The organism is Streptomyces sp. NPDC050145 (assembly GCF_044460245.1).
Lineage (GTDB): Bacteria > Actinomycetota > Actinomycetes > Streptomycetales > Streptomycetaceae > Streptomyces.
The window spans coordinates 1-25,753 of record NZ_JBITJS010000022.1 but is presented as its reverse complement, the minus strand read 5'-3'; the positions used below and the strand labels follow the sequence as shown (position 1 = coordinate 25,753).

22 protein-coding genes and 1 riboswitch are annotated in these 25,753 nt (G+C 72.0%); of the genes, 9 read left to right on the top strand and 13 right to left on the bottom strand.

All coding sequences use genetic code 11. From position 1 onward, the window contains the following. Positions 1 to 38: 38 nt before the first annotated feature. Positions 39 to 986 carry a glucosyl-3-phosphoglycerate synthase gene (locus tag ACIBTU_RS33785; protein ID WP_399130497.1) on the bottom strand — a complete coding sequence of 316 codons (948 nt, stop codon included), beginning with the start codon at positions 984 to 986 and terminating at the stop codon, positions 39 to 41. A 164-nt stretch (positions 987 to 1,150) separates the two neighbouring features. Further along, a riboswitch (SAM riboswitch) is annotated at positions 1,151 to 1,306 on the top strand. An 18-nt stretch (positions 1,307 to 1,324) separates the two neighbouring features. Between ACIBTU_RS33785 and thrC the strand changes: the two genes are divergently transcribed. The 4 genes from thrC to groL all read left to right on the top strand — a co-directional run bounded on the left by thrC (position 1,325) and on the right by groL (position 5,606). Further along, positions 1,325 to 2,626, top strand: a complete 1,302-nt coding sequence (gene thrC / locus ACIBTU_RS33780) for a threonine synthase (protein ID WP_399130496.1) — start codon at positions 1,325 to 1,327, stop codon at positions 2,624 to 2,626. A 54-nt stretch (positions 2,627 to 2,680) separates the two neighbouring features. Next, positions 2,681 to 2,956, top strand: coding sequence for a MoaD/ThiS family protein (locus ACIBTU_RS33775; RefSeq protein ID WP_399130495.1), 276 nt, complete (start codon positions 2,681 to 2,683; stop codon positions 2,954 to 2,956). Between the two features lie 462 nt (positions 2,957 to 3,418). Continuing rightward, positions 3,419 to 3,625, top strand: coding sequence for a cold-shock protein (locus ACIBTU_RS33770; RefSeq protein ID WP_005486335.1), 207 nt, complete (start codon positions 3,419 to 3,421; stop codon positions 3,623 to 3,625). 358 nt (positions 3,626 to 3,983) lie between these two features. After that, positions 3,984 to 5,606, top strand: a complete 1,623-nt coding sequence (groL, locus tag ACIBTU_RS33765; protein ID WP_399130494.1) for a chaperonin GroEL — start codon at positions 3,984 to 3,986, stop codon at positions 5,604 to 5,606. Positions 5,607 to 5,915: 309 nt separating this feature from the next. On the opposite strand, the gene ACIBTU_RS33760 is transcribed toward groL, so the two are convergent. Beyond that, on the bottom strand, positions 5,916 to 6,209 hold the full coding sequence (locus ACIBTU_RS33760; protein WP_399130493.1) for a hypothetical protein: 294 nt from the start codon (positions 6,207 to 6,209) through the stop codon (positions 5,916 to 5,918). Positions 6,210 to 6,291: 82 nt separating this feature from the next. Between ACIBTU_RS33760 and ACIBTU_RS33755 the strand changes: the two genes are divergently transcribed. Next, positions 6,292 to 6,519 carry a hypothetical protein gene (locus ACIBTU_RS33755; protein WP_399130492.1) on the top strand — a complete coding sequence of 76 codons (228 nt, stop codon included), beginning with the start codon at positions 6,292 to 6,294 and terminating at the stop codon, positions 6,517 to 6,519. Positions 6,520 to 6,582: 63 nt separating this feature from the next. Here the strand turns inward: ACIBTU_RS33755 and ACIBTU_RS33750 are convergent, their stop codons facing one another. From ACIBTU_RS33750 to ACIBTU_RS33740, 3 genes are all read right to left on the bottom strand, one after another. After that, the gene (locus ACIBTU_RS33750) at positions 6,583 to 8,100 is read right to left on the bottom strand and encodes a PTS transporter subunit EIIC (RefSeq protein WP_399130491.1); all 1,518 of its coding nucleotides are present in this window, start codon (positions 8,098 to 8,100) and stop codon (positions 6,583 to 6,585) included. A 47-nt stretch (positions 8,101 to 8,147) separates the two neighbouring features. Continuing rightward, a complete protein-coding gene (gene murQ / locus ACIBTU_RS33745) occupies positions 8,148 to 9,089 on the bottom strand; it encodes an N-acetylmuramic acid 6-phosphate etherase (RefSeq protein ID WP_399130490.1) in 942 nt (313 codons plus the stop codon). Positions 9,090 to 9,268: 179 nt separating this feature from the next. Continuing rightward, positions 9,269 to 10,189: a MurR/RpiR family transcriptional regulator gene (locus ACIBTU_RS33740; protein WP_399130489.1), complete on the bottom strand. Its 921-nt coding sequence runs from the start codon at positions 10,187 to 10,189 to the stop codon at positions 9,269 to 9,271. Positions 10,190 to 10,257: 68 nt separating this feature from the next. Between ACIBTU_RS33740 and ACIBTU_RS33735 the strand changes: the two genes are divergently transcribed. Then, a complete protein-coding gene (locus ACIBTU_RS33735; protein WP_399130488.1) occupies positions 10,258 to 10,641 on the top strand; it encodes a hypothetical protein in 384 nt (127 codons plus the stop codon). Next, a complete protein-coding gene (locus tag ACIBTU_RS33730) occupies positions 10,638 to 10,904 on the top strand; it encodes a DUF4031 domain-containing protein (RefSeq protein WP_399130487.1) in 267 nt (88 codons plus the stop codon). Before ACIBTU_RS33735 ends, ACIBTU_RS33730 begins: the two co-directional genes overlap by 4 nt. A 22-nt stretch (positions 10,905 to 10,926) precedes the next feature. Here ACIBTU_RS33730 and ACIBTU_RS33725 read toward each other — a convergent pair whose 3' ends face one another. Both ACIBTU_RS33725 and ACIBTU_RS33720 read right to left on the bottom strand, forming a co-directional pair. Beyond that, the gene (locus ACIBTU_RS33725; protein ID WP_399130486.1) at positions 10,927 to 11,433 is read right to left on the bottom strand and encodes a GNAT family N-acetyltransferase; all 507 of its coding nucleotides are present in this window, start codon (positions 11,431 to 11,433) and stop codon (positions 10,927 to 10,929) included. A gap of 50 nt (positions 11,434 to 11,483) precedes the next feature. Beyond that, positions 11,484 to 12,140 carry a hypothetical protein gene (locus ACIBTU_RS33720; RefSeq protein WP_399130485.1) on the bottom strand — a complete coding sequence of 219 codons (657 nt, stop codon included), beginning with the start codon at positions 12,138 to 12,140 and terminating at the stop codon, positions 11,484 to 11,486. Between the two features lie 136 nt (positions 12,141 to 12,276). On the opposite strand from ACIBTU_RS33720, the gene ACIBTU_RS33715 reads away from it, so the two are divergent. Then, complete coding sequence (locus ACIBTU_RS33715) at positions 12,277 to 13,707, top strand: MFS transporter (protein ID WP_399130484.1); 1,431 nt, start codon at positions 12,277 to 12,279, stop codon at positions 13,705 to 13,707. A gap of 279 nt (positions 13,708 to 13,986) precedes the next feature. Here ACIBTU_RS33715 and ACIBTU_RS33710 read toward each other — a convergent pair whose 3' ends face one another. From ACIBTU_RS33710 to ACIBTU_RS33695, 4 genes are all read right to left on the bottom strand, one after another. Continuing rightward, positions 13,987 to 14,625: a LysE family translocator gene (locus ACIBTU_RS33710; protein WP_399130617.1), complete on the bottom strand. Its 639-nt coding sequence runs from the start codon at positions 14,623 to 14,625 to the stop codon at positions 13,987 to 13,989. Between the two features lie 8 nt (positions 14,626 to 14,633). Then, positions 14,634 to 16,607, bottom strand: coding sequence for a HelD family protein (locus ACIBTU_RS33705; protein WP_399130616.1), 1,974 nt, complete (start codon positions 16,605 to 16,607; stop codon positions 14,634 to 14,636). Between the two features lie 425 nt (positions 16,608 to 17,032). Beyond that, positions 17,033 to 17,737, bottom strand: coding sequence for a copper homeostasis protein CutC (locus tag ACIBTU_RS33700; protein ID WP_399130483.1), 705 nt, complete (start codon positions 17,735 to 17,737; stop codon positions 17,033 to 17,035). A gap of 43 nt (positions 17,738 to 17,780) precedes the next feature. Beyond that, positions 17,781 to 18,719: a hypothetical protein gene (locus ACIBTU_RS33695; RefSeq protein ID WP_399130482.1), complete on the bottom strand. Its 939-nt coding sequence runs from the start codon at positions 18,717 to 18,719 to the stop codon at positions 17,781 to 17,783. Between the two features lie 194 nt (positions 18,720 to 18,913). Between ACIBTU_RS33695 and ACIBTU_RS33690 the strand changes: the two genes are divergently transcribed. Continuing rightward, positions 18,914 to 21,178 (top strand): heavy metal translocating P-type ATPase, encoded by a 2,265-nt coding sequence (locus tag ACIBTU_RS33690; RefSeq protein ID WP_399130481.1) that lies wholly within the window; start codon positions 18,914 to 18,916, stop codon positions 21,176 to 21,178. A gap of 232 nt (positions 21,179 to 21,410) precedes the next feature. Here the strand turns inward: ACIBTU_RS33690 and ACIBTU_RS33685 are convergent, their stop codons facing one another. After that, entirely contained in the window at positions 21,411 to 23,054 is a 1,644-nt protein-coding gene (locus ACIBTU_RS33685) for a DNA repair helicase XPB (protein WP_399130480.1), read from the bottom strand. A 64-nt stretch (positions 23,055 to 23,118) separates the two neighbouring features. Further along, positions 23,119 to 25,575 (bottom strand): helicase-associated domain-containing protein, encoded by a 2,457-nt coding sequence (locus tag ACIBTU_RS33680; RefSeq protein WP_399130479.1) that lies wholly within the window; start codon positions 25,573 to 25,575, stop codon positions 23,119 to 23,121. Positions 25,576 to 25,753 lie beyond the last annotated feature (178 nt).

Here is a 25,753-nt window from a genome sequence, read left to right as displayed (position 1 = left end):
ACGACGCTCACGCCACCCGACGTTCAGGCCACCCGCGCTCACGCCACCCGGCGCTCGCGGTACTCGTCGATCTCCGCCATCGGCGGCCGCTCCTCCGTGTCCACGTCGTGCGTGCGCGGCTCGAAACCCTTCTCGCCCCGCTCGAACTGGGTCAGCACCGGCCGCACCAGATGCCCGCGCGCGAGCCGCAGCTGCGCCGTGCGGTAGATCGCCGCCGCCATCCGGCCGAGCGCCTGCCCGTCCTGGTGCCGGTGCTTCCTGACCCCCACGTCGACCTGGGCGAGCGCGTCCAGGCCCACCGTGTGCAGCGCGTCCACGAGCAGCCCCAGCTCGACCCCGTACCCGACCGGGAACGGCAGCTGCTCGAGCAGGGACCTGCGGGCCGCGTACTCGCCGCCGAGCGGCTGCACGAAACCGGCCAGCCGCGGCCAGTGCAGGTTCAGCAGCGGCCGCGCCACCAGCTCGGTCACCCGCCCGCCCTGTCCCGCGGCGTCACCGAGCGGCCGGTCGTACATCGCCTTCACGAACTGCACGTCCGGGTCGGTGAGCAGCGGTCCGACGATCCCGGACACGAAGTCCGCGGAGAACTCCTTGAGGTCCGCGTCGACGAAGCAGACGATGTCGCCGGAGGTCACGAGGAGTGAGCGCCACAGCACCTCGCCCTTGCCGGGCCGGGCCGGGAGTCGCGGCAGGATCGCGTCCCGGTGCACGACCCGCGCGCCGGCCGCCGCCGCGACCTCGGAGGTCCGGTCCGTGGACCCGGAGTCCACGACCACCAGCTCGTCGACCAGCGGCACCGCCTCCGTCATCAGCTCGCGTCGGATCACGGACACGATCTGGCCGACCGTCGCCTCCTCGTCGAGCGCCGGCAGCACGACACTCACGGTCTGCCCCGACGCGCGCTTCGCGGCGATCAGCTGGTGCGGCGGCCGGTCCGCCACGGACCAGGAGCGCTCGTTCAGCCAGCGCTCTACCTCTTCCAGCACGGTCGGCTGCTCCTCACTCCGCGTGGTGGTGCGGGACGATTTGTGATCCATCTCGCGGTTCGGACGACTATCTCAAGCGTCCAGGCCGTCGGTTACAGTCTTGAACAAGGCCAGGGACCACCGCATGCCGGGGTCGCCGCGAGCCGCGCTCAACAATCGAATACCGCTCATCCAGAGGGGCAGAGGGATACGGCCCGTTGAAGCCCCGGCAACCCTCCAGCCGGTCTCGTAGGACACCGCAACTGTCCATCGCGAGGCTCCCGGCTAGGGAAGGTGCCAAATCCGTCTCACGGCGAGATGCGTCGTGAGGAAGATGAGGAGAAAGGGCCTCGCCTCTCATGGCTGTACAGACTGTCGCCACCGGAACCACCCCCTCCGAGAAGACCGTGGACCTCGGTCCCGCGTCGGGCCTCTCCTGCCGCGAGTGCGGCGCCAAGTTCGAGCTCGGCCCGATCTTCGCGTGCGTCGAGTGTTTCGGGCCTCTGGAGGTCGCGTACGACCTTCCCGTCGGCGACCCCGAGGCGCTCCGCAAGCAGATCGAGGCCGGCCCCGCGAACATCTGGCGCTACGCGCCGCTGCTGCCCGTCCCGGCCGACGTCGCCGAGAAGCCGAACCTGAACCCGGGCTGGACCCACCTGGTCAAGGCCGACAACCTGGCCCGTGAACTCGGCGTCGAGCAGGGCAGGCTGTTCGTCAAGGACGACTCCGGGAACCCGACGCACTCCTTCAAGGACCGTGTCGTCGCCCAGGCCATCGAGGCCGCCCGCGCCTTCGGCTTCACCACCCTCTCCTGCTCCTCCACGGGCAACCTGGCGGGTGCCGTCGGCGCCGCCGCCGCCCGCGCCGGCTTCCGCTCCTGCGTGTTCATCCCGCACGACCTGGAGCAGGGCAAGGTCGTCATGGCCGGTGTCTACGGCGGTGACCTCGTCGCCATCGAGGGCAACTACGACGATGTGAACCGCTTCTGCTCCGAGCTCATCGGCGACCCGCTGGGCGAGGGCTGGGGCTTCGTCAACGTCAACCTGCGCCCGTACTACGGCGAGGGTTCCAAGACGCTCGCCTACGAGATCTGCGAGCAGCTGGGCTGGCAGCTGCCGGACCAGCTGGTCATCCCGATCGCGTCCGGTTCGCAGTTCACGAAGATCGACAAGGGTCTGCAGGAGCTCATCAAGCTCGGCCTCGTCGAGGACAAGCCGTACAAGCTCTTCGGCGCCCAGGCCGAGGGCTGCTCGCCGGTCTCCGTCGCCTACAAGGGCGGCCACGACGTCGTCCGCCCGCAGAAGCCGAACACGATCGCGAAGTCGCTCGCCATCGGCAACCCGGCCGACGGGCCGTACGTCCTCGACATCGCGCGCCGCACCGGTGGCGCCGTGGAGGATGTGAACGACGAGCAGGTCGTCGACGCGATCAAGCTGCTGGCGCGGACCGAGGGCATCTTCGCGGAGACGGCCGGCGGTGTGACGCTCGGTGTCACCAAGAAGCTCATCGAGGCGGGCCTCATCGACCCGTCGCTCACCACGGTGGTGCTGAACACGGGTGACGGGCTGAAGACCCTCGACGCCGTCGCGGAGTCCTCGCAGGCCACCGCGACGATCCGGCCGTCCCTCGAGGCGTTCCGGTCCGCCGGGCTCGCCGAGTAGTTCCCCCGAGTAGTTCCCCGCCCCCCTTTACCGAAGAACAGCCGAGGTGAACCCATGAGCGTCAACGTCCGGATCCCCACCATCCTCCGTACCTACACCGGCGGGCAGGCCGAGGTGCCGGCCGAGGGCGCGACCCTCGCCGACGTCATCGCCGACCTGGAGAAGAACCACACGGGCATCGCCGCCCGCGTGCTCGACGACCAGGGCAAGCTGCGCCGCTTCGTGAACGTGTACGTGAACGACGACGACGTCCGTTTCGAGCAGGGCCTGGAGACCGTGACGCCGGACGGCGCCGGCGTCTCGATCATTCCCGCCGTCGCCGGCGGCTGATCGACGGCGGCTGATCGCCTCGACCGTCCGGGATTTCCCTGACTTACCCAGAGTTACCAGAATTGCCCCCTCCGCCAGAGAAGCGGAGGGGGCAATTCTGCATGGTTGAGCGGGGTACAGTTGGGGAAGCTGCTCCGCTCCCGTCCGTGGTGCATGACGGACGCATATGAGTTCTTGAGCGAATCCCGATGAGAAGCAGCCAAAGCGCCCCGCCCATTCGGGCCTTTTATGGCATTTATTCGACCCGACTTGCCCTGGGATCCGGTGAGTTGGCCCGGTTTCCCCGATCGCGGGCGCTCAGAATTGTCGTCCGATTGACCTGTTGCAGAGGGCAGTTGGGCAGATACATTCGGCCGCGGTCGACGCGTTCCGGCGCACACCCCCAACCCTTTGGGGCGTGAGGTCTGACCCGGGTCCGCGAAGTGCGGACTCGCGCAAGGGCCAGTAATAGGGGAGTTAGGCATGGCTCAGGGCACCGTCAAGTGGTTCAACGCGGAGAAGGGGTACGGCTTCATCGCGGTCGACGGTGGTGCGGATGTTTTCGTCCACTACAGCGCCATCCAGATGGACGGATACCGCACCCTTGAAGAGGGTCAGCGGGTCGAGTTCGAGATCTCGCAGGGCCAGAAGGGGCCGCAGGCCGACATGGTTCGGCTTGCCGCCGGCTGAAGCGCGCGCGTCTGACCGCAAGCTTCGTACGACACGAGGGTCCGTGTCCCCGATCGGGGGTGCGGGCCCTTCGTGCTGCCCGGAGGCCGGAGCGGTGCGGGACCGGGAGCGGGGTCGGGGGCGGGACCGGGTGGCGCGCGGGGGTGCGGATCTGTGGTAGCCGCTTGCACTCGCATGGGGCGAGTGCTAATCATTGGGCTTAGCACTCTCCGAGTGAGAGTGACAGAACTTGGATCGGGCCAGTGAGGCTCGCACGCCGGGTGGGGCAAGGAACCACAAGGTGCGCAAGCCGTCCGTCGCGGGCGCCGGCACGGTCCGTTTGCTTGCTTTTCCACCCCGTCCGGGAGGACCACTTCACATGGCCAAGATCATCGCGTTCGACGAGGAGGCACGGCGCGGCCTCGAGCGCGGCATGAACCAGCTCGCCGACGCCGTCAAGGTGACCCTGGGCCCCAAGGGTCGCAACGTCGTCCTCGAGAAGAAGTGGGGCGCCCCCACGATCACCAACGATGGTGTGTCCATCGCCAAGGAGATCGAGCTCGAGGACCCGTACGAGAAGATCGGCGCCGAGCTGGTCAAGGAGGTCGCGAAGAAGACGGACGACGTCGCCGGTGACGGCACGACGACCGCGACCGTCCTGGCCCAGGCCCTCGTTCGCGAAGGCCTTCGCAACGTGGCCGCCGGTGCCAACCCGATGGCCCTCAAGCGTGGCATCGAGAAGGCCGTCGAGGCCGTCTCCGCCGCCCTGCTCGAGCAGGCCAAGGATGTCGAGACCAAGGAGCAGATCGCTTCCACGGCCTCCATCTCCGCCGCCGACACCCAGATCGGCGAGCTCATCGCCGAGGCCATGGACAAGGTCGGCAAGGAAGGCGTCATCACCGTCGAGGAGTCCCAGACCTTCGGTCTGGAGCTCGAGCTCACCGAGGGTATGCGCTTCGACAAGGGCTACATCTCGGCGTACTTCGCCACCGACATGGAGCGCATGGAGTCGTCGCTCGACGACCCGTACATCCTGATCGTCAACTCGAAGATCGGCAACGTGAAGGACCTCCTTCCGCTGCTCGAGAAGGTCATGCAGTCCGGCAAGCCGCTGCTGATCATCGCCGAGGACGTCGAGGGCGAGGCCCTGTCGACCCTGGTCGTCAACAAGATCCGTGGCACCTTCAAGTCCGTCGCCGTCAAGGCCCCGGGCTTCGGCGACCGCCGCAAGGCCATGCTCGGTGACATCGCCATCCTCACGGGCGGCACCGTCATCTCCGAGGAGGTCGGCCTCAAGCTGGAGAACGCCGGTCTCGACCTGCTCGGCCGCGCCCGCAAGGTCGTCATCACCAAGGACGAGACGACGATCGTCGACGGCGCCGGTGACAGCGACCAGGTCCAGGGTCGCGTCAACCAGATCCGTGCCGAGATCGAGAACAGCGACTCGGACTACGACCGCGAGAAGCTCCAGGAGCGCCTCGCCAAGCTCGCCGGCGGCGTCGCCGTCATCAAGGCGGGCGCGGCCACCGAGGTCGAGCTCAAGGAGCGCAAGCACCGCATCGAGGACGCCGTTCGCAACGCGAAGGCGGCCGTCGAAGAGGGCATCGTCGCCGGTGGTGGCGTGGCCCTCCTCCAGGCCTCCGCGGTCTTCGAGAAGCTCGAGCTCGACGGTGACGAGGCGACCGGCGCCAACGCCGTGAAGCTCGCGCTCGAGGCCCCGCTCAAGCAGATCGCCGTCAACGGTGGTCTCGAGGGTGGCGTCGTCGTGGAGAAGGTGCGCAACCTTCCCATCGGTCACGGCCTCAACGCCGCGACGGGTGAGTACGTCGACATGATCGCCGAGGGCATCCTCGACCCGGCGAAGGTCACGCGCTCTGCCCTGCAGAACGCCGCGTCCATCGCCGCGCTGTTCCTCACCACCGAGGCCGTCATCGCCGACAAGCCGGAGAAGGCCTCTGCGGCTGCTCCGGGTGGCATGCCGGGCGGTGACATGGACTTCTGAGCCGGTCTTCTGGGCTCAGGTCAGTCTGATCTGTGGGCGGTACTCCCTTCGGGGGGTACCGCCCACGGGCGTGTCCGGGGTGCCTCTGCGGGCCCGGGCGGGTCGCGTCTGCCTCGTGCGGATTCGTCGCCGGGTGCGGCTCCGTCGTGGCTGGTCGCGCAGTTCCCCGCGCCCCTGGGTGGCACACTTCGTGCGCCCCAGGGGCTTGTTGGTCGCGCCCCGCGACGGAGTCGCTGATCGGGTACAGCCCCGCGCCCCTGAAGGGCACACTTCGTGCGCCCCCAGGGGCCCGCTGGTCGCGCCCTGGGGTCAAGGGGTGCTGTTGGATTCTTCGTAGGTCTGCCAGGTGGTTCGGCCGGCCTGGGCGGCGCTCTGGGCTGCTGCCTGGGCGTGGTGGAAGGCTCGGGAGGCCATCTCGGTGGGCGGTACCTCCCAGCCTCCGGTCCAGGTGCGGCCCGCGCGGGCCAGTTCGTAGACGAGTACGCCGATGCCCGCCGCGGCGGTGAGCATGCCGAGGCCGGTCAGTGCGGCGCCGGCGGCCAGGCGCCGCTGGTCGGGGCGGAACTCGGTCCACGCGATCTTCGAAAACGTGCTCTCAGCCATGTGGCCAGGATGCGCCCGCGCGGCCCGTCTCGCAGCCGGGGCGATACGTGACCTCCCGCCCCGCCCCCTCGTTGAGCGGGGCATGACGATGAATGAGCGCGTGGGCAAGGTTGTGCGGGGTGTGGTGGTGTCCCTGGTGGGGGCCGCCGGGGTGCTGGGGGCGGCCGGGGCGGCGAGTGCCGCCGGGCCCGTCCCGCCGGTGGACGACACCGTGCTGATGTCGAACGAGCAGGCCGCGGCGGCCGGGATCGTGGAGCCGGGGCCCGGGTTCGCGAAGCCGGACGTGTATCTGCCCGGCGTGTACTACTAGGGGTCAGGGCTCCACCAGGACGGCAGTTCGGCCATGCTCACTGTCGTGTGCGTCGCGGCCGGGTCAGACCTGGGCCGGTTCCTTCGTGGGGTCCGGGTCCGGGTTCGGGGTCGACGGGCCCTCCTCGGCTCGGGCCGCCGCCGACTCGCCCGCGTCGACGTCCGCGTTCAGGTCGAGCAGCATCTGCTTGCTGAAGCCGAAGAAATACGTGGCCAGGAATCCGACGAAGTAGCCGACGAGGAGGCCGCCGCCGTAGATCGCGGCGGTCGTGCCGAGGCCCTTGTTGCCGTCGAGGAGTGGGAAGAGGGCCCAGCCGGACGGGCCGATGGCGGTCGAGCCGACCTTGTCGCCGAGCATCGAGAACAGGCCGACGAAGGCGCCGCCCGCCGCGCCGCCCACGCACGCGGTGATGAACGGGCGGCCCAGGGGGAGCGAGACGCCGTAGATGAGGGGCTCGCCGACGCCCAGGAAGCCCGCGGGGAGGGCCGACTTGATGGTCGTACGGATCGACTTGTTCTTCTTCAGGCGCTTGAAGACGGCGAGGGCGCAGCCGACCTGGCCGGCGCCCGCCATGGCGAGGATCGGGAGCAGGACCGTGTAGCCCTGCTGCTCGATGAGGGTGGTGTGGATGGGGATGAGGGCCTGGTGCAGGCCGAGCATGACCAGGGGGAGGAACAGGCCGCCGAGGACGAGGCCCGCGAACGCGCCGGTGTTGTCCAGGAGCCAGTTGGCCGCCGTGCCGATGCCGGTGGAGATCTCACCGGCGACGTACATCAGGCCGAAGATCGTGACGAGGCCGGAGACGAGGACCGTGACGGTCGGGGTGACGAGGACGTCGACCGCCTCCGGGACCCACTTGCGGCACCACTTCTCGACGTACACGGCGAGGACGGCGGCGCCGAGCGCGCCGAGGACGCCGCCCTGGCCGGGGCTCAGCTTCTGCCCGAACGCCTCGATGTTCGCGACGCCCGGGAAGACGATGATCGCGGCGACGGCGCCGCCGAGGATGGGGGTGCCGCCGAACTCCTTCGCCGTGTTGTAGCCGACGAACACGGCGATGAGGGCCATGAAGCCGGAGGCGATGGCGGCGAGCGCCGGGGTGATGCCGGGCAGCCACTCCAGGTTGATCAGCAGGCCGTTGAGGCCGGCGATGATGCCGCAGCCGATCAGGGCCGGGATCAGGGGGACGAAGATGTTGGCGATCCGGCGCAGGAAGAGCTTGAACGGGGTCGCGTTCTTTGCCTTGTGGGCCGCCCTCAACTCGGCGCCCTGGGACGCCAGTTCGTCGGCGGTGACGGGGTGCGGCTCCGGAGCGGCCGCCCGGCCCTCCTGGACGAGTTCCTCGAACTCGGGGGTGACCCGGGAGACCTTCCCCGGGCCGAGGACGATCTGGTACGTGTCGTCCTCGACCACGCCCATCACGTCGGGCAGTGCCTTCAGTTCCTCGTCCCGGACCAGGGAGCGGTCCGCGAGACCCAGCCGGAGCCGGGTCATGCAGTGGGCCACGGAGGTGACGTTCGCGGCGCCGCCGACGAGCGGCAGGATCGCGGACGCCACGTCGCGGTTCTTGTTCTCGGCCATGGTGCGTGCTGCCTTGCTGTGCGGGGGGTGGTTCTTCGTGCGGGGTGTTACGGGGTGAGGCCCGCGGCGGCGGCGAGGGCGCCGCGCAGGTGGCCGTCCGACTCGGTGAGGAGGCGGGCGGCGGTGGGGCCGTCGACCTCGCCGAGGACGACGAGGATCGCGTTCTTGACCTCGCCGTCGGTCGCGGCGAGCGCGGCCTCGATGACCGCGTCGTCGGCGCCGGTGGCCAGGGAGACGATGCGGCGGGAGCGGGCCCGCAGCTTCTCGTTCGACGCGCGGACGTCGACCATCAGGTTTCCGTACGTCTTGCCGAGCCGGATCATCGTGATCGTGGACAGCATGTTGAGGACGAGCTTCTGCGCCGTGCCCGACTTCAGCCGGGTCGAGCCGGTGAGCAGCTCGGGGCCGACGACGACCTCGATGCCGTGGTCCGCGGCGGCGGCCAGCGCGCTGCCCGCGTTGCAGGACAGGCCGACGGTGAGGGCGCCGTAGCGGGAGCGGGCGTGCTCGACGGCGCCGATCGCGTACGGGGTGCGGCCCGAGGCGGAGATGCCGACGACGACGTCGTGCTCGGTGAGGTCCAGGGCGTCCAGGTCGGCGGCGGCCAGCTCCTTGGAGTCCTCGGCGCCCTCGACGGCCGTCACCATCGCGGCGGGGCCGCCCGCGATCAGGCCGACGACCTGTCCGTCCCAGGTGTTGAAGGTGGGCGGGCACTCCGAGGCGTCCAGGACGCCCAGGCGGCCCGCGGTGCCGGCGCCGGCGTAGATCAGGCGGCCGCCCTTCGCCATGCGGGCGGCGATGCCGTCGATCGCGGCGGAGATCTGGGGGAGCCGGTCCGCCACGGCGGTGGGGACGGAGGCGTCCTCCGCGTTCATCAGCTCGGCGATCTTCTGGGTGGGGAGCTGGTCGATCTCGGCGAGTTCCGGGCGGAACGCCTCCGTCGTGAGCGTGTCGAGTTGGGCGCGGAGGTCCTGGTACGGGGTGGTCATCGGGGGCCGGGGCTTTCTGTGAGGGGCGGTTTGCGTCTGCCTGGTGCGGATTCGTCGCCGGGTGCGGGTCTCGTCGTGGCTGGTCGCGCAGTTCCCCGCGCCCCTGAGATGCGCACTGCGTGCGCCGTCTCAGGGGGAAGACTGGGCTCGCGGCGCATGCCTTCAGAGAGTCCGGGCTCTCATGACCGGCGCCGCGGAGCGTGGCGGTGGGCCAGGGCCTCGTAGGACGCCGACAGGGCCGGCGCGGCCGTCTCGTACGTGCGTTGCGCGACGCCCACGAACAGGCAGTCCACGACGAGCAGCTGGCTGGTCCGGGAGGACATCGCGGCGGGCCGCAGCTCGCTCTCGCGCGCTATGGAGGTGGTGAGGATGTGGTCGGCGTACTGCGAGACGGGCCCGTCGGGGCGCCCGGTGATCGCGATGGTCGTGGCCCCGTGCTCGAAGGCGACCCGCAGCGGCTCGATGACGTCGCCGGTCGCGCCGGAGTGCGTGATGGACACGGCCACGTCCCCCGAGCGGAGCGTCACCGCGTTGGTGATCGCGAGGTGCGGGTCGCTGTGCGCGTGGGCGATGTGCCCGATGCGCAGCAGCTTCTGGGCGAGGTCCTGGGCGACGAGGCCGGAGGCGCCGACCCCGTAGACGTCGACGCGGCGGGCGCCGGCCAGCGCGTGCACGGCGGCGCCGAGCTGCCCGGTGTCGAGCCCGGCGGCGGTGTCGGCGAGGGTCTGCTGCTCGTCGTAGGCGAGCTTGGCGACGACGTCGGCGATCGGGTCGTCGACGGCGATGTCGGCGGTGACGGCGGGGGCGCGGCCGGACTGCTGCTGGGCGGCGAGTCCGGCGAGGGCGAGGCGCAGGTCGCGGTAGCCCGGGTAGCCGAGGATGCGGGCGGTGCGGACGACCGTCGCCTCGCTCGTGCCGGTGAGCTCGGCGAGGCCGGTGACGGTGAGGGCCGCGCAGCCGGCCGGGTCACCGGCGACGGCCTCGGCGACCCGCTGCATGGACCGGGTCATCGACGGCGCCAGGGTGCGCACCTTGGCCGCGAGGGCCGCGGGCGCCGGCGGCGCGTCGTTTGCGAAACTTTCCTTCACGTCATTGCTCACGTTTTGAAAGATATTTTCGGAAGGCTTCGCGGTCAAGGGCCCTTCGGCCCGGGCGCACAATTGAGGGCATGGACACCATCAGCCCCTTGGAGCAGGCCCTGCACGCGGCCCGCGCGCTCGTGCTCGCCGACCTCAAGGCGATCGGCGTCGCCGACGCCGACGTGGTCTCGCTGGTCGAGGACTCGATCACCTCGCGCCGCTGGTGGGTCGAGCAGTGGCCGGAGGGCGTCGCGTACGTCACGGGTCTGGTCGCGCAGGACGTGAAGGACGGCCTGCTGGAGCGGCACGGGCGCTGGCCGCTGTGCATGGTGTGCGGTCCCGGCTCGGGTCACGAGGGGCCGCACGCGCTCGACATAGAGCCGGAGCTGGGCGAGGACCCGCACTGGGTGTGCGCGGAGGCCGGTGTCGTCGTGGCCCGCCTCGGGGCGCTCGGCACGGTGGCCGGCGGATGACGGTCTACATAGACCCCCCGAACTGGCCGGGCCACGGCCGGATGTGGTCGCACCTGGTCAGCGATGTGTCCTTCGACGAACTGCACCGGTTCGCCGAGGGGATCGGGGCGCCGCTGCGCGCCTTCGAGCGCGACCACTACGACATCCCCTCGCACCGGTACGAGGACGCGGTGCGCGCGGGGGCCGTCGAGATCGGCTCGAAGGAGCTGGTGCGCCGGCTCACGGACGCGGGTCTGCGCCGCCCGAAGGGCCGCCCGGCCTAGGGTTTTTTTGGACCAGGCCGGCTCAGGCGCGGTGGCGGACGAAGCGGAACTCGTCCCGGTCCGGCGCGGACTCGGTGCGGCTGAACCCGGCGCGCTCCAGGACCCGCTGGGACGCCGTGTTGTCCGGATCCGTGTGGGCGACGACCGTGCGCATGCCGCCTCGGCCGAGCGCCCAGAAGGTCAGTACCTCCACCGCCTCGGTCGCGTAGCCCTGCCCGCGGGCCTCGGCGACCAGGTCGTAGCCGATCTCCACATGGCCGTCGTCGTCGGGCGCGCTGTGGAAGCCGATGCCGCCGATCGCGCACCCGTCGGAGGCGCGCACCATGACGTACGTGCCCCAGCCCGGCGTGTACGCGTCCTGCTCCCAGGCGCGCACCGTGATGCCGGAGCCGCCGCGGGTGCCGTCGCCGGGCCCGCCGCCCAGCCAGCGGAAACCTCCGTCGCCGTCACCGGAGTTGAGGTCGGTCGCGGACTCGCGGGAGATCTCGTGCAGGGTGATCCGGCGGGAGTTGATGTAGTGCGGTTCCATGCGGTGAGCATGTGGGTGCCGGTGGGCGCGGGCAATCGAATTTCGGCGGGTCAGGGCGTGAGCAGGGCCAGTTCGGTGCCGAGGTTCTCGCGGGCCGGTGCCTCCCAGGCGGCCTTGCCGTGCGGGGTGCGGAACAGTCGGGGCAGGTCCAGGAGCTGGCGCAGCACGGCGGCGCGGCCCGCGCGGAACGCCTCGTCGGGCACGAAGCCGTACTCCTCGCGCACGGCCCGGGTGTACGCCGCGTAGGCCTCCGGCGGGGCGGCCAGGATCGCGAGGTCGGCGTCGCACAGGGCCTCGCCGTTCGTGTCGCCGTCGGCGGGGTCGTGGGTGACGGTGAGGCGGACCAGGCGGGCGACCTCCTCGACCTGGGGGTCGGTCAGGCCGACCTCGGTGAGGGCGCGTTCGGCCAGGCGGGCCGACCGTTCCTCGTTGGTGGAGCGGTCCGGCAGGTACACGGCGTCGTGGAACCAGGCGGCGAGACGCACCAGTTCGGGGTCCGCCGCGTGGTCCGCCAGCGCGTCGAGGTGGTCGAGGACGGCCTTCAGGTGGGCGGTGGTGTGGTACCGGCGCTGCGGCTCCGACCAGCGCTTCAGCAGGTCGAGTCCGTACCGGTCGGGGTCGATGACGCAGTCGTCCGTGCCGAGCGCCGTCAGGAGCGCCCGTCGCCACCGCGGGATCAGGTCGTGCTTCACGTCGTCGTCCGTCATGAGGCGACCTTAAACCCTGTTGCTTGTGTACCCCCAGGGGGTATGTTACGTTCCTCGGCGTCCGATACCCCATGGGGGTATCAATGGCCGGTAGGTCGGCAGGTAGGTCGGCAAGTAGGTCTGGGAGGGAACAGTCATGGAAGGCGTCAATCCACGGCGCTGGTGGGCGCTGCTCGTGCTCGCCACCGCGCAGTTCATGGTCATCATGGACACCTCGATCATCGGGGTCGCGCTCCCCGAGATGCGGAAGGACCTCGGGTTCTCGCAGGGCGACCTGCAGTGGGTCTTCAACGCGTACGTCATCGCCTTCGGCGGACTGCTGCTGCTCGGCGGCCGGCTGTCCGACCTGCTCGGCGCCCGCAAGGTGTTCGTCGCCGGCTGGAGCGTCCTGATCGCCGGATCCGTCGTCGCCGCGGCCGCGCAGACCGCGTGGGTCGAGATCGCCGGGCGTGCGGTGCAGGGGGTCGGCGGCGCGCTCATCGCGCCCGCCTCCATGACGCTCCTGATGATGCTGTTCGGGCACAACCCGAAGGAACTCGGCAAGGCCATGGCCCTCTACGGCGCCGCGGCACCGGCCGGCGGCACCGCGGGCGTCTTCCTCGGCGGCGTCTTCACCGAGTGGCTGAGCTGGCCCTGGGTCTTCGTCATCTACGTGCCGATCGGCCTCGCCACCCTCGCTGCGACGGGCCTGCTGCCGGCGGTCGCTCCGCGCCGCGGTGCGGTGGACGTGCTCGGGGCCGCGTTCGTCACGGCGGGTCTCGCGCTGGCCGTCTACGCCGTCGTACGGGCCCCGGAGGCCGGCTGGGCCTCCACCGGTACCGTGCTCCAACTCATCGGCTCCGCCGTGCTGTTGGCGCTGTTCTTCGTCGTGCAGCGGGTCGTGAAGGCGCCGCTGATGCCGCTGAGCGTGTGGCGGATCCCGCGCCTCGGGTCCTCGAACCTGGCGATGGCGCTGCTCGGCGCGGCCTGGATCCCGATGTGGTACTTCCTCAACCTCTACCTCCAGCAGGTGCTCGGGTACGGGGCGTTCGCGTCCGGCGCGGCGCTGCTGCCCATGACCGGGCTGCTGATGGTGTTCATGACGGCGGTGACGGCGCGGCTGCTCGGGCGGTTCGGGGCGAAGCCGTTGATCGGGGGCGGGCTGCTCGTGCTGGCCGCCGGACTGTTCTGGCTGTCGGCGGTCGGGCCCACGGGGTCGTTCCTGGTCGACGTGCTCCCGGCCTCGCTGGTCGCGGCGCTCGGCATGTCCCTCGCGTACATCCCCGCGATGATGGCGGCCATGTCCGGCGCCCCGCAGGAGCAGGCCGGGCTCGCGTCCGGCATCGTCAACACGACGTACCAGGTGGGCTCGGCGCTGGGCCTGGCCGCGCTGACCGCTCTCGCCACGTCGCAGGGTGCGGGTCGGCTGGGCGATCTTCCGGCGCTGACGGACGGGTTCAGTGCGGCGTTCGTGGGGGCGGGTGCCATTGCCGGGCTCGCGGGCCTGGTGACGCTGCTGGTGATGCGGGGGGAGTCGGCCGCGGCCTTCCCCGCGGAGCCGGTGGCCGGGGAGAAGGCCGGCGTTTGAGTGCGGCCGGGTCTGCGGCGCGAGGTCCGGGGCAGAACCTGCCCTGGGCCTCGCGCCGTAGCTCCGCCTCTTCGTTGCCGGGTGCGGCCCGGTGGGGCTTCTCGCGCAGTTCCCCGCGCCCCTGAGATGCACACCCTTCGGGTGGCATCTCCCCGATGAGGCGCAGCCTCATCAGGGGCGCGGGGCTGTGACATCAGCGGCTGCGCCGCGGGGCGCGACCAGCCCCCGCGGCGGGATAGCCGAAAACCAGCCCCTCCGGCGGAGCTCTCCGCCCCCGGGTCAGGCTCGGGCAGGGACCTCTCGGGCCAGTGCCAGTGAGACCGTTGCCAAGAGCGTGCCCGTGACGCGGCGTTGCCAGGTGGACCAGGACGGGCGGCGCTTGAGGAGGGCGGCCACGGAGCCCGCCGCGAGGATGATCAGGGCGTTCACGGTGACGCCGACCGCGATCTGGACGAGGCCGAGCGCGAAACCCTGGGCCGTGGTGTGGCCCCGGGACGGCTCGATGAACTGCGGGATCAGCGCCAGGTACAGGATCGCGACCTTCGGGTTGAGCAGGTTGGTGATCAGGCCCGTCCGCATCAGCTTCCCGTACGAGTCGCGCGGAAGCTCCCGCTGCTCGAACAGCCCGTGCCCGCCCGGCCGGAGCGTCTGCCAGGCCAGGTAGGCGAGATAGGCGGCGCCGGCCGCCTTGAAGCCGATGTACAGCCAGGGGACGGCGACGAAGACGACCGCGAGCCCCACGTTGGCCAGCACCATGTAGACGACGAAGCCCACCGCGGTGCCGACCAGCGAGACGAGCCCGGCGGTGCGGCCCTGGCCGATGCTCCGGGACACCAGGTACATCATGTTCGGGCCCGGCGTGAGCGCCATGCCCAGTTCGACCAGGGCGATTCCGGCGGCTGCCGACGAGGAGATGATCACGCGCCTCAGTCTTCCAGCTGTTCCGGGAGCGGTGCCGTGTGGAGGACGCGGAGACCGGAGACGGCTCGGGTCAGGGTGACGTAGAGGCGGCGCAGACCGGTCCGTTCGTCCGGTTCCGCGTCGATGATCGCCGCCGGGTCGTCCAGGACCACGTAGTCGTACTCGAGGCCCTTCGCGAGGGAGGCGGGGACGAGGGTGAGGCGGGCGTCGGCCGTGGTCTCCTCGCCGGGGGAGAGGTACGGGAGGCCCGCCGCGGTGAGGGCCTCGGCCAGGGACGCGCAGCGGGGGTCCGCCGCGATCAGGCCGATCGAGCCCTCCTCGCGCAGGGCCTCGCGGCAGGCGGCGACCACGTCGTCGACGCCGGACGCCTCGCGCACCGCGAACGCACCCGGGTTCTCCCGCACCGACGCCACCGGAGCGAGCCCCGGCGCGATGTGGGGGAGGAGCCGGGAGGCGTAGGTGATGACGTCGGTGGGGACGCGGAAACCGGCCGTCAGCTCCTCGATCACCGCCTCCGGCTTGCCCAGATGCCCCAGGGCCTCCGGCCAACTCGCCGTCGCCCAGGGCGTCGTGCCCTGCGCCAGGTCCCCGAGCACCGTCACCGAACCCGTCGTCGCGCGCCGCCCCACCGCCCGGTACTGCATCGGCGACAGGTCCTGCGCCTCGTCGAGGACGACATGGCCCAGCGAGTGCGTGCGCTCGATCAGATCCGCGGCCTCGTCGATGAGCACCGCGTCCGCCGGTGACCACTTCGCCGACTTCACGCTCCGCGCCGGCTTCACCCACAGCACGGCCTTCTGCTCGTCCTCGTCGAGGAGTCCCGCCGCGTGCTCCGCCAGGAACTCCGCGTCGGACAGCAGCCGCAGCACCAGCTTCGCCGGGTCGACCGCGGGCCAGACGTCCTTGACGACGGCCTTCACCGCGGTGTTGCGCGCGACCGCGTTCTGCACCCGGTCGTCCGGGGCCTCGCCGGCCCGCTCCATCTGGACCAGGACGGCGTGCGCGATGCGCTGCGGGAGGGCCTCGCGGGCCGCCCCGTACCGCATGTCGCGAGAGGTCAACTCCCGCACGATCTCTTCCAGTTCGTGCTGGGCCACCCGCCAGCGGCGCGAGCCCCGCACCACGACCGCGCCCTCCGTGGGCAGCGTGATGTGCGCGCGCAGCGCCCGGCGCAGCACCTCGGCCATGCGGGCGTCGCCCTTCACGATCGCGGCGGGCGCCTCGTCCGTGCCGCGGATCTCGACCCCGCGCGCGGTGACCAGGTCGTCGACCGTCGCCTGGTGCACCTCCAGCTCGCCGAGCGCGGGCAGGACCTGCTCGATGTAGTGCAGGAAGGATCGGTTCGGGCCGATGACCAGGGTGCCGGTGCGGGCCAGGCGGTCGCGGTGCGCGTAGAGGAGGTACGCGACGCGGTGCAGGCCGACGGCCGTCTTTCCGGTGCCGGGGCCGCCCTGCACACACACCGAACCGGACAGGCCGCTGCGGACGATCTCGTCCTGCTCGGGCTGGATCGTCGCCACGATGTCGCGCATCGGGCCCACGCGCGGGCGCTCGATCTCCTGCTGGAGCAGCTTGCTGGTCTGCGCCGCCTCCGCCGGGTCGGACAGGTGCTCGTCCTCGTACGCGGTGAGGTCGCCGCCCGTGTAACCGAACCGGCGGCGCAGCGCCACGTCCATCGGGTCCTTCTTGGAGGCCCGGTAGAACGGCTGGGAGACGGGGGCGCGCCAGTCGATGACCATCGGGTCGCCGTCGGCGTCGTGGACGTGCCGGCGGCCGATGTAGAACTGCTCGCCCTCCGCGCCCTCCGCCTGCTCGGCGCCCGGGGCGTGGAGGTAGTCGAGCCGGCCGAAGAAGAGGGGGGTGTCGGCGAGGTCGGCCAGGGCCTTGATGCGGTCGTCGATCTGACGCTGGAGGACCGCCGCGTTGACCCAGTTCGCGGTGACGTCGCGGATGTCGAGCGCCTGTGCGTCCTCGCGCATGGCGCGCAGGGCGGAGCGGGACGCGTGCAGGTGGCTGCGCTCGCGGTCCAGGGGGTTGTGCGGGGTCACGGGCAGGGCCTCCGGCTCCGGGGTACGGGTGATCACGGAGCCGACCGGTTACCGTCCGGTCGGCGGCGCTCCGGGTCGTGCGGGTGCGGAGGCGGGCAGACGCGGCACCTTACGGCAACGCGTCCGCTGGGTCTAACCGTTTATCCCGGGGCCCACCCATCGGCGCCCCGAGCCTGACCCCTCCCAGGGGCTGGTTTTCGGCTCTCCCGCCGTCGTGGCTGGTCGCGCAGTTCCCCGCGCCCCTGAAATGCAGACCCTTCGGGTCGCATTTCCCCGATGAGGCGCAGCCTCATCAGGGGCGCGGGGAACTGCGCGAGAAGCCCCACCGGCCGGCACCCGGCAATGAAGAGGCGGAGCTACGGCGCCTGGCCGTCCAGGGCTGAGCGCCACTCTTCGACGGACCGAGGGGAGACGGGCCCGGTCCACCCGGAGGGCCTCGCCGCACCGCCGATGTGGAACCCGGAGATCCCCGCGTCGAGCAGACCCGGGACGTGCTCCAGGCGGAGCCCACCGCCGACCAGGATCATCGGCTCGTATCCGGGCTCGCCGGCACCCGCCCGCCCCGCCTCGGCCACGAGCACGTCGTACCCCGCGTCGACCCCCTCGGCCGCACCCGCGGTGAGGAACGTGTCGAGCCCGGGCAGCCCGGAGACCGCCCGCCGCAGCGCCCCCCGGTCCGCGGCCCGGTCGATCGCCCGGTGGAACGTCCACCGGCATCCGTCCAGCGCCCCGACGACCCGCTCGACCGCCGCGAGGTCCGGCTCGCCGCGCGCGTCCAGGAAGCCGAGCACGAACTCGTCCGCCCCGGCCGAGCGCAGCGCCCCCGCCACCCGTACGAGCTCGGAGACGTCCCCCGCCGCGAACCCGTCGGCGAGGCGCAGCATCACGCGCAGCGGGATGTCCACGGAGGCGCGGACGGAGCGGAAGGTGTCGACGGAAGGCGTGAGTCCGTCCGCCGCCATGTCGGTGACCAGTTCCAGCCGGTCCGCACCCCCGGCCTGCGCCGCGACCGCGTCCTCGGCGTCGAGGGCGATCACCTCCAGGACTGCACGCTTGCTCATGAGGCCGGCTCCCGACAGGTCTAGTCCAATATTGCGGACCAGCCTACGCCGCATGCACGGTGAACGCAGCCGTCCTGACCTCCCCGTCGTGCTTGAAGTCCAGGAAGAGCCGGTACGTGCCGGTGCTGGGCACGCTCGCGGTGAACGTCACGCCGGGACCGGGCTTGCCGTCGTGCGGGTGAACGTGGAGATAGGCCAGGTCGCCCGAGCGCAGCGCGACCAGATGCCCGTACGCCCCGAGGTACGGCTCCAGGTCCGTGACGGGCTTGCCGTTCCGGTACACGTTCAGGGTCAGTTCGCTCTCCGCCCCGGGCTTCAGCTCGCCCTCGAGCCGGACCTCGTAGCCGCCCGCCACGCGCGCGGTCGCCGCGTGCTCCGGCAGCTTCGCCGGCTTGTACGTCCCCGCGACCCCGAGGCCCGATCCGAGCGTGAGCCCCTCCTTCTCGCCGGCCGGGGTGAAGTCCGCGAAGACCCGGTAGTCCCCGGACTTCGGCAGCGACACCGGCGTCGACCACGTGCCGTCCGCCGCCCGGACCGGATGCAGGTGCCGGTACCCGGTGAGGTCCCGCGAGGCGACGATGAGGTGCAGCTCCTTGCCGTGCTCCTTCTTGTACGAGGTCACGGGCTTGCCGGTGGCGTCCTTGCGGATGGTGAAGCGGATCTCGCCGGTCTTCGCGGGCAGCCGGTCCTTCGCCAGGTCGAGCGTGTACCCGCGCTCGGAGACCTGGAGGCCGCCGGGCACCTCGGCGGCCGCGGCCGCCGGTTCCGCCACTCCTTCGGAGTGGCCCCCGTGACCGGCTCCCTCCTTCTCCGACTTCTCTGTCTTCTCCGTCTTTTCCGAGTCGCCCGCGTGCTCCGCGTCGTGCGCGGCCGGCTTCTCGCCGGCGGTCACGGGGCCGACCCCGCTGCCCACCCCGTACGCGGTGCCGAACGTGGCGGCGACGGCGGCCGCGAAGGCCGTGATCTTCAGTCCGGTGCGCATGACGACTCCTGGATCCGTGGCTGCTCGGGCTCTGGTGAGACCTATTGCTACGAAGATACCCCTGGGGGGTATTAAGTCAAGCCGGGTCGGGCCTTGCACTCGATACCCCCCAGGGGTATAAATGGATCTCAACGAGGGGTACCCGACCCGGGTACCGGCCCGGATGCCCGGGACACCGTCACCGAGGAGGCACCATGTCGGCGCACACCGTCGCCCCGACCGACCAGGTGGAACTCGCCATCGGCGGCATGACCTGCGCGTCGTGCGCCGCCCGTATCGAGAAGAAGCTGAACCGGATGGACGGCGTCGAGGCGACCGTCAACTACGCCACCGAGAAGGCGAAGGTCAGCTTCGCCGACGGGATCGAGGTCGCCGACCTCATCGCCACCGTCGAGGCCACCGGATACACCGCGCAGGAGCCCACCCCGCCGTCCGCCGCCCAGGACGGCGCGGGCGCCCCCGCGGCCGAGGCCGACGAGCTGCGGCCGCTGCGCCAGCGCCTGATCACGGCCGTCGCCCTGGCCCTGCCGGTCATCGCGATGGCGATGGTCCCGGCCCTCCAGTTCGAGTACTGGCAGTGGCTCTCGCTGACCCTGGCCGCGCCCGTCGTCACGTACGCCGCCTGGCCCTTCCACAAGGCGGCCTTCACCAACGCCCGGCACGGCGCCGCGACGATGGACACGCTGATCTCGGTCGGCACCTCCGCCGCGTTCGTCTGGTCCCTGTGGGCGCTGTTCTTCGGCACCGCCGGCGAGCCCGGCATGACCCACCCCTTCGAGCTGACCATCGCCCGCAGCGACGGCGCCGGGAACATCTACCTGGAGGCCGCCGCCGGCGTCACCGCGTTCATCCTCGCCGGGCGCTACTTCGAGGCCCGCTCCAAGAGGAAGGCCGGCGCCGCGCTCAAGGCCCTGCTCGAACTGGGCGCCAAGGACGTCACCGTCCTCCACGACGGCGGCCACGAACAGACCATCCCCGTCAGTGAACTGAAGGTCGGTCAGCGCTTCCTCGTCCGGCCCGGCGAGAAGATCGCCACCGACGGCATCGTCGTGGAGGGCTCCTCCGCCGTCGACGCCTCCATGCTCACCGGCGAGTCCGTGCCCGTCGAGGTCGCGACCGGCGACCCCGTCACCGGCGCCACGCTCAACGCGGGCGGCCGCCTCGTCGTCGAGGCCACCCGGGTCGGCGCCGACACCCAGCTCTCCCGCATGGCCAAGCTCGTCGAGGACGCGCAGAACGGCAAGGCCGCCGCCCAGCGCCTCGCCGACAAGATCTCCGCCGTCTTCGTCCCCGTCGTCATCGCCCTCGCCGTCGCCACCCTCGGCTTCTGGCTGGGCAACGGCTCGGGCTGGACCGCCGCGTTCACGGCAGCGGTCGCCGTACTGATCATCGCCTGCCCCTGCGCCCTCGGGCTCGCCACCCCGACCGCCCTCATGGTCGGCACCGGCCGCGGCGCCCAGCTCGGCATCCTGATCAAGGGCCCCGAGGTCCTGGAGACCACCCGCAAGGTCGACACGATCGTCCTGGACAAGACCGGCACCGTCACCACCGGCAAGATGACCCTGCTCGCCACGCACACCGCCGACGGCGTCACCGAGGACGACGTGCTGCGCCTCGCCGGCGCCCTGGAGCACTCCTCCGAGCACCCCATCGCCCAGGCCGTCGCCGCCGGCGCCGCCGAGCGGGTCGGCAAGCTCCCCACCCCCGAGGACTTCGCCAACATCGCCGGCCTCGGCGTCCAGGGCGTCGTCGAGGGCCACGCCGTCCTCGTCGGCCGCGAGGCCCTGCTCGCCGAGTGGGAGATCCACCTGCCCGCCGAGCTGGCCCGCACCAAGGCCGAGGCGGAGGCGGCAGGCCGTACGGCCATCGCGGTCGCCTGGGACGGACAGGCCCGCGCCGTCCTGGAGGTCGCCGACGCGGTCAAGGACACCAGCGCCGACGCGATCCGCCGCTTCCGCGAGCTGGGCCTGCGCCCGGTCCTGCTCACCGGGGACAACGAGGCGGTGGCCCGCGCCGTCGCCGCCGAGGTCGGCATCGCCCCCGAGGACGTCATCGCCGAGGTCCTGCCCCAGGACAAGGTCGACGTCGTCAAGCGCCTCCAGGGCGAGGGCCGTTCGGTCGCCATGGTCGGCGACGGGGTCAACGACGCGGCCGCGCTCGCCCAGGCCGACCTCGGCCTCGCGATGGGCACGGGCACCGACGCCGCCATCGAGGCCGGCGACCTCACCCTCGTCCGCGGCGACCTGCGCTCCGCGGCCGACGCGATCCGGCTGTCCCGCAAGACCCTCGGCACGATCCGCTCGAACCTGTTCTGGGCCTTCGCCTACAACGTGGCGGCGCTCCCGCTCGCCGCGGCCGGCCTGCTCAACCCGATGATCGCCGGAGCGGCCATGGCCTTCTCCTCGGTCTTCGTAGTCGGCAACAGCCTCCGCCTCCGCCGCTTCAAGCCGGGGTTCTGACCGGGTGACGAGTGAGCCCGGGGGACCATGGTCCCCCGGGCTTTGCCCATTCAAGCCCCTCCGGCGATTGAGGAGCGGGGGCTGGGGCGGAGCCCCGGGGGGTGCCGCCGTTGCGGGTTGCGATTTCGTCGCCGGGTGACGGGTGCGTCGTGGCTGGTCGCGCAGTTCCCCGCGCCCCTGAAGGCGCACTTCGTGCGCCCCAGGGGCGGCGCGCTCGGGAGCGCGGGGTGCCCTACTTCCCGGTGAGGAGATCGTCCGCGTCGACGATCCGGTACGCGTACCCCTGCTCCGCCAGGAACCGCTGGCGGTGGGCCGCGAAGTCCTGGTCGATGGTGTCGCGGGCGACGACCGAGTAGAAGTGCGCCTGGTGGCCGTCCGCCTTCGGGCGCAGGACGCGGCCGAGGCGCTGCGCCTCCTCCTGGCGGGAGCCGAACGTGCCCGACACCTGGATCGCGACCGTGGCCTCCGGCAGGTCGATCGAGAAGTTCGCGACCTTGGACACGACAAGGACGTTGATCTCGCCGTTGCGGAACGCGTCGAAGAGCCGCTCACGCTCCTTGTTCGACGTCTCGCCCTTGATGACCGGCGCGTCGAGGTGCTCGCCCAGCTCGTCGAGCTGGTCGATGTACTGGCCGATGACGAGGATCTGCTGACCCTCGAACTTCTTCACCAGCGCTTCCGTCACCTTCCGCTTCGTCGCGGTCGTCGCGCAGAAGCGGTACTTCTCCTCGGCCTCGGCCGTCGCGTAGGCGAGCCGCTCGGAGTCCGTCAGGTTCACCCGGACCTCGACGCAGTCCGCCGGGGCGATGTAGCCCTGCGCCTCGATCTCCTTCCACGGCGCGTCGAAGCGCTTCGGCCCGATCAGCGAGAAGACGTCCGCCTCCTTGCCGTCCTCGCGCACCAGCGTCGCGGTCAGGCCGAGCCGGCGGCGGGCCTGGAGGTCGGCGGTGAACTTGAAGACCGGCGCGGGCAGCAGGTGCACCTCGTCGTAGACGATCAGACCCCAGTCGCGGGAGTCGAACAGCTCCAGGTGCGGGTAGACACCCTTCCGCTTCGTCGTCAGGACCTGGTACGTCGCGATCGTGACGGGCCGGATCTCCTTCTTCGTGCCGCTGTACTCGCCGATCTCGTCCTCGGTCAGCGAGGTCCGCTTCACCAGCTCGTGCTTCCACTGGCGGGCCGACACCGTGTTCGTCACGAGGATCAGCGTCGTCGCCTTCGCCTCGGCCATCGCCCCCGCGCCGACCAGCGTCTTCCCGGCGCCACAGGGCAGCACGACGACACCGGAGCCGCCGTGCCAGAAACCCTCCACGGCCTGCTTCTGGTACGGGCGCAGCGCCCAGCCGTCCTCGGCCAGATCGATGCGGTGCGCCTCGCCGTCCACGTACCCGGCGAGGTCCTCGGCCGGCCAGCCCAGCTTCAGCAGGGTCTGCTTGATCTGGCCGCGCTCGGAGGGGTGCACGACGACCGTGTCCGGGTCGATCCGCTCGCCGACCAGCGGGGCGACCCGCTTCGAGCGCAGGATCTCCTCCAGGACCGGCCGGTCGGTGGTGGACAGCACGAGCCCGTGCGCCGGGTGCTTGCTCAGCGTCAGCCGCCCGTAGCGGTCCATCGTCTCGGCGATGTCGACGAGCAGCGCGTGCGGCACCGGGTACCGGCTGAACTGCACGAGCGCGTCGACGACCTGCTCCGCGTCGTGCCCGGCGGCCCGCGCGTTCCACAGCCCGAGCGGGGTCACCCGGTACGTGTGGATGTGCTCGGGCGCCCGCTCCAGCTCGGCGAACGGGGCGATCGCACGACGGCAGGCGTCGGCCTGGTCGTGGTCGACCTCCAGCAGGAGCGTCTTGTCCGACTGGACGATGAGAGGTCCGTTCACGCGCGGCACCTTTCTGGAAGGGCGTGGCCCGGTGTGGCCAAACGTCCAGTGTGCCGCACCCGGCTCATTCCTCGGAAAGCTCGGCCACGCCCGTGACCCGGTGCAGGGGGTACGTGCGGACCTCGTCGGCGGTGTGGTCGTACGCGGTCACGAAGCCGCCCTCGACCCGGATCGGGGCGATGACGCGCTGGCTGGCGGCGCCCTCCGCGTTCACGTAGCCGATCCACAGGGCCTCGCCGGTCATCACCGCGGCCTGCATCGTGGCCAGGGTGTCGGCGGCGCCGGTGCGCGGCAGCTCGCCGTCCGCGGGGCGCTCAGGGGCGGTCCTGCGCGGGGTGGTCGCGGCGCGGTCGCCCGCCCTGATGGCCCGGATCGCGGCGTCCAGGAGCGTGCCGTCGGGCAGCGGCGGGCCGTCCGGGACGGGCTCGGGGGCGGTGCGGGGCGGGGTGCGGCGGGCGTGCGCGCGGGTGATCAGGACATCGCCCTCGGGGGTCTCGGCGGCGGGCGCGAAGCCCATGGCGCGCAGGCCCTCCAGGAGCGTGCCCGGGTCGGCCTGCGCGGCGAGCACGGTCGGGGCGAGGCGGCGCAGCCGCAGGCCCGCGGCCCGCTTGTCGGCGAGGATCTCGCCGAGCATGGCGTCGTCGTCGCAGCGCACGTAGGCGCTGGCCGCGCCGATCCGCAGGTGGCCGTGGCGCCGGGCCACGTCGTCGATGAGGTACGCGAGCGGCTGCGGGACCGGGGTGCGGGAGTGCGCGGTGAGGAAGTCGTGCAGGTCGGAGGCGGTGCGCCCGGAGTCGAGGGCCCGCCGCACCGACCCCGGCGTGAACCGGTACACGGTGGCCCCGCCCTTCGACTCGACGTCCGCGAGCACGGACAGCGCGTCGGCGAGCGGCCGCTCCAGCGGTCCCGGTGCGACGGCCGTCAGGTCGGCCTGGAGCAGCACGTGGTCGAGCGCCTCGGGCAGCAGCGGGGCGAGCACCTTCCCGGCCCGCGCGGAGGTGACGGCGGCCTCGGCGGGGGTGAGCGGGGTGTGGCCCGGGCCGTCCGCCGGCTCGCGGGTGAGCAGGGCGCGGGCATGGGTCGAGAGGGCGCCGCGGCCGGTGATGCCGAGGAGCTCGGCCTCGGCGAGGGTCCAGCGGACCAGGTTGCCGCGCAGCTCCAGGGCGCCGGGGGAGGGGCGCTCCCAGGCGAGGCGGGCGACGACCGACTCCGGGTCGGGGGCCGCGCCCTGCGGCAGGTCCGCGAGCAGGGTCAGGACGCGGTGGCGGACCTCCGGCGCCGCCGAACGGTCCAGGTGCGGGCCCAGGGCCGACAGCGTGCGGTCCTTGCCGTCCCGGCCGCCGACCAGGCCCGCCGTACGGGTCGCCGTCAGCCAGGCCGCCGCGAGCGGCACCCAGCGCTCCGCCGGCGGCAGCTCCAGCCACTCGTCCAGCGCGGGCGTCGCCGCGTACCGCTCGTCGGCCTCGCCGTCGGACGCCACCAGGCCCGCCGCGTAGGCCAGTTCGACCCAGAACGCGGTGGTCTGCTCCGACGTGTCCAGCGCCGCCGCCGTGCGCTTGAGGTCCCGCACGCTCAGGCCGCCCGCGCGCAGCACCGCCGGGCCGCCCTCGTCCCAGTCCTTCAGCAGCTCCTCGACCGTCGCGAGCGCCGTGTACGCCTCGGCGGCCGCCGTCGCGTCCACAACCTGTGGACGGTGCGTCGCCTTCGCCGCGACCTCAGGCGGCAGCGGCTCGAGGACCCGGTGCGCCCGGCCGCCGCGCAGGTGCAGCGCCGCCTCGCGCGGCAGCACGACCGTGCCGGGGCTCGTCGGCAGCAGCAGCCCCCGGTCCAGCAGCCAGCGCAGATGCGCGGCCGGTCGTGCCGTGACCTGCCCGTACGGCGGGCCCCACACCAGCCGGTTCAGTACGTCGACGGACTCGGCCGGGGCCTCGTCCAGCAGGGCGCCCATCCGGTCCTGCGCCGTGAACAGCTCCGTCAGCGCCGCGACCGCCGACACCGGGTCGTGGGTGGACGGCAGACCGGCCGTCGCCACGATCTCCTGCAAGCGGGTCGGCGACATGCCCGAGGTGGCCTCCGCGACGGTCGGGCCGAGGCCGGTCGGGGAGGGGTGCTGGGCGCTCGGCGCGAGCAGTTCGCGGGCGGTGCGGACCAGACGGAGCTGGTCGTCGCCGCCCCACACCAGGGCCTGTTCGCGCAGGGTCGCCAAGGCGCCGGGCAGCGCGGCGGAGGCGTCGTCGCCGGGGAGGAGGGCGTGCAGGGCGGTGTACGGGGCCGGGTCCGGGGCGATCGCCAGGGCCTGGGCGACCTGCTGCGTGAAGCGGTCGAGACGGTCCAGGGCGCGGATGACGGAGGCGCGGGTCCCTGCGCGGGTCGCGAGCTGGGTCAGGTCGTTCGGCACCGGGCCGAGGAGGTCGGGGCGGGCGCGCAGCAGGCGGGCCAGGTCCTCGTCCGTCCCGGCGCGCAGCGCCTCCGCGAGGGAGCGGGGACTGGTGGTCGCCGGGGTCTGCGCGTTCGGGCTCATCTGACCCACGTTAGCGGGGCGGGTCGCTCCGCGGGTCTACGCCGTTACGGGTTGGGGGTTCGTCGCCGGGTGCGGCACTCGTCGTGGCTGGTCGCGCAGTTCCCCGCGCCCCTGATGAGGCTGCGCCTCATCGGGGAAATGCGACCCGAAGGGTCTGCATTTCAGGGGCGCGGGGAAC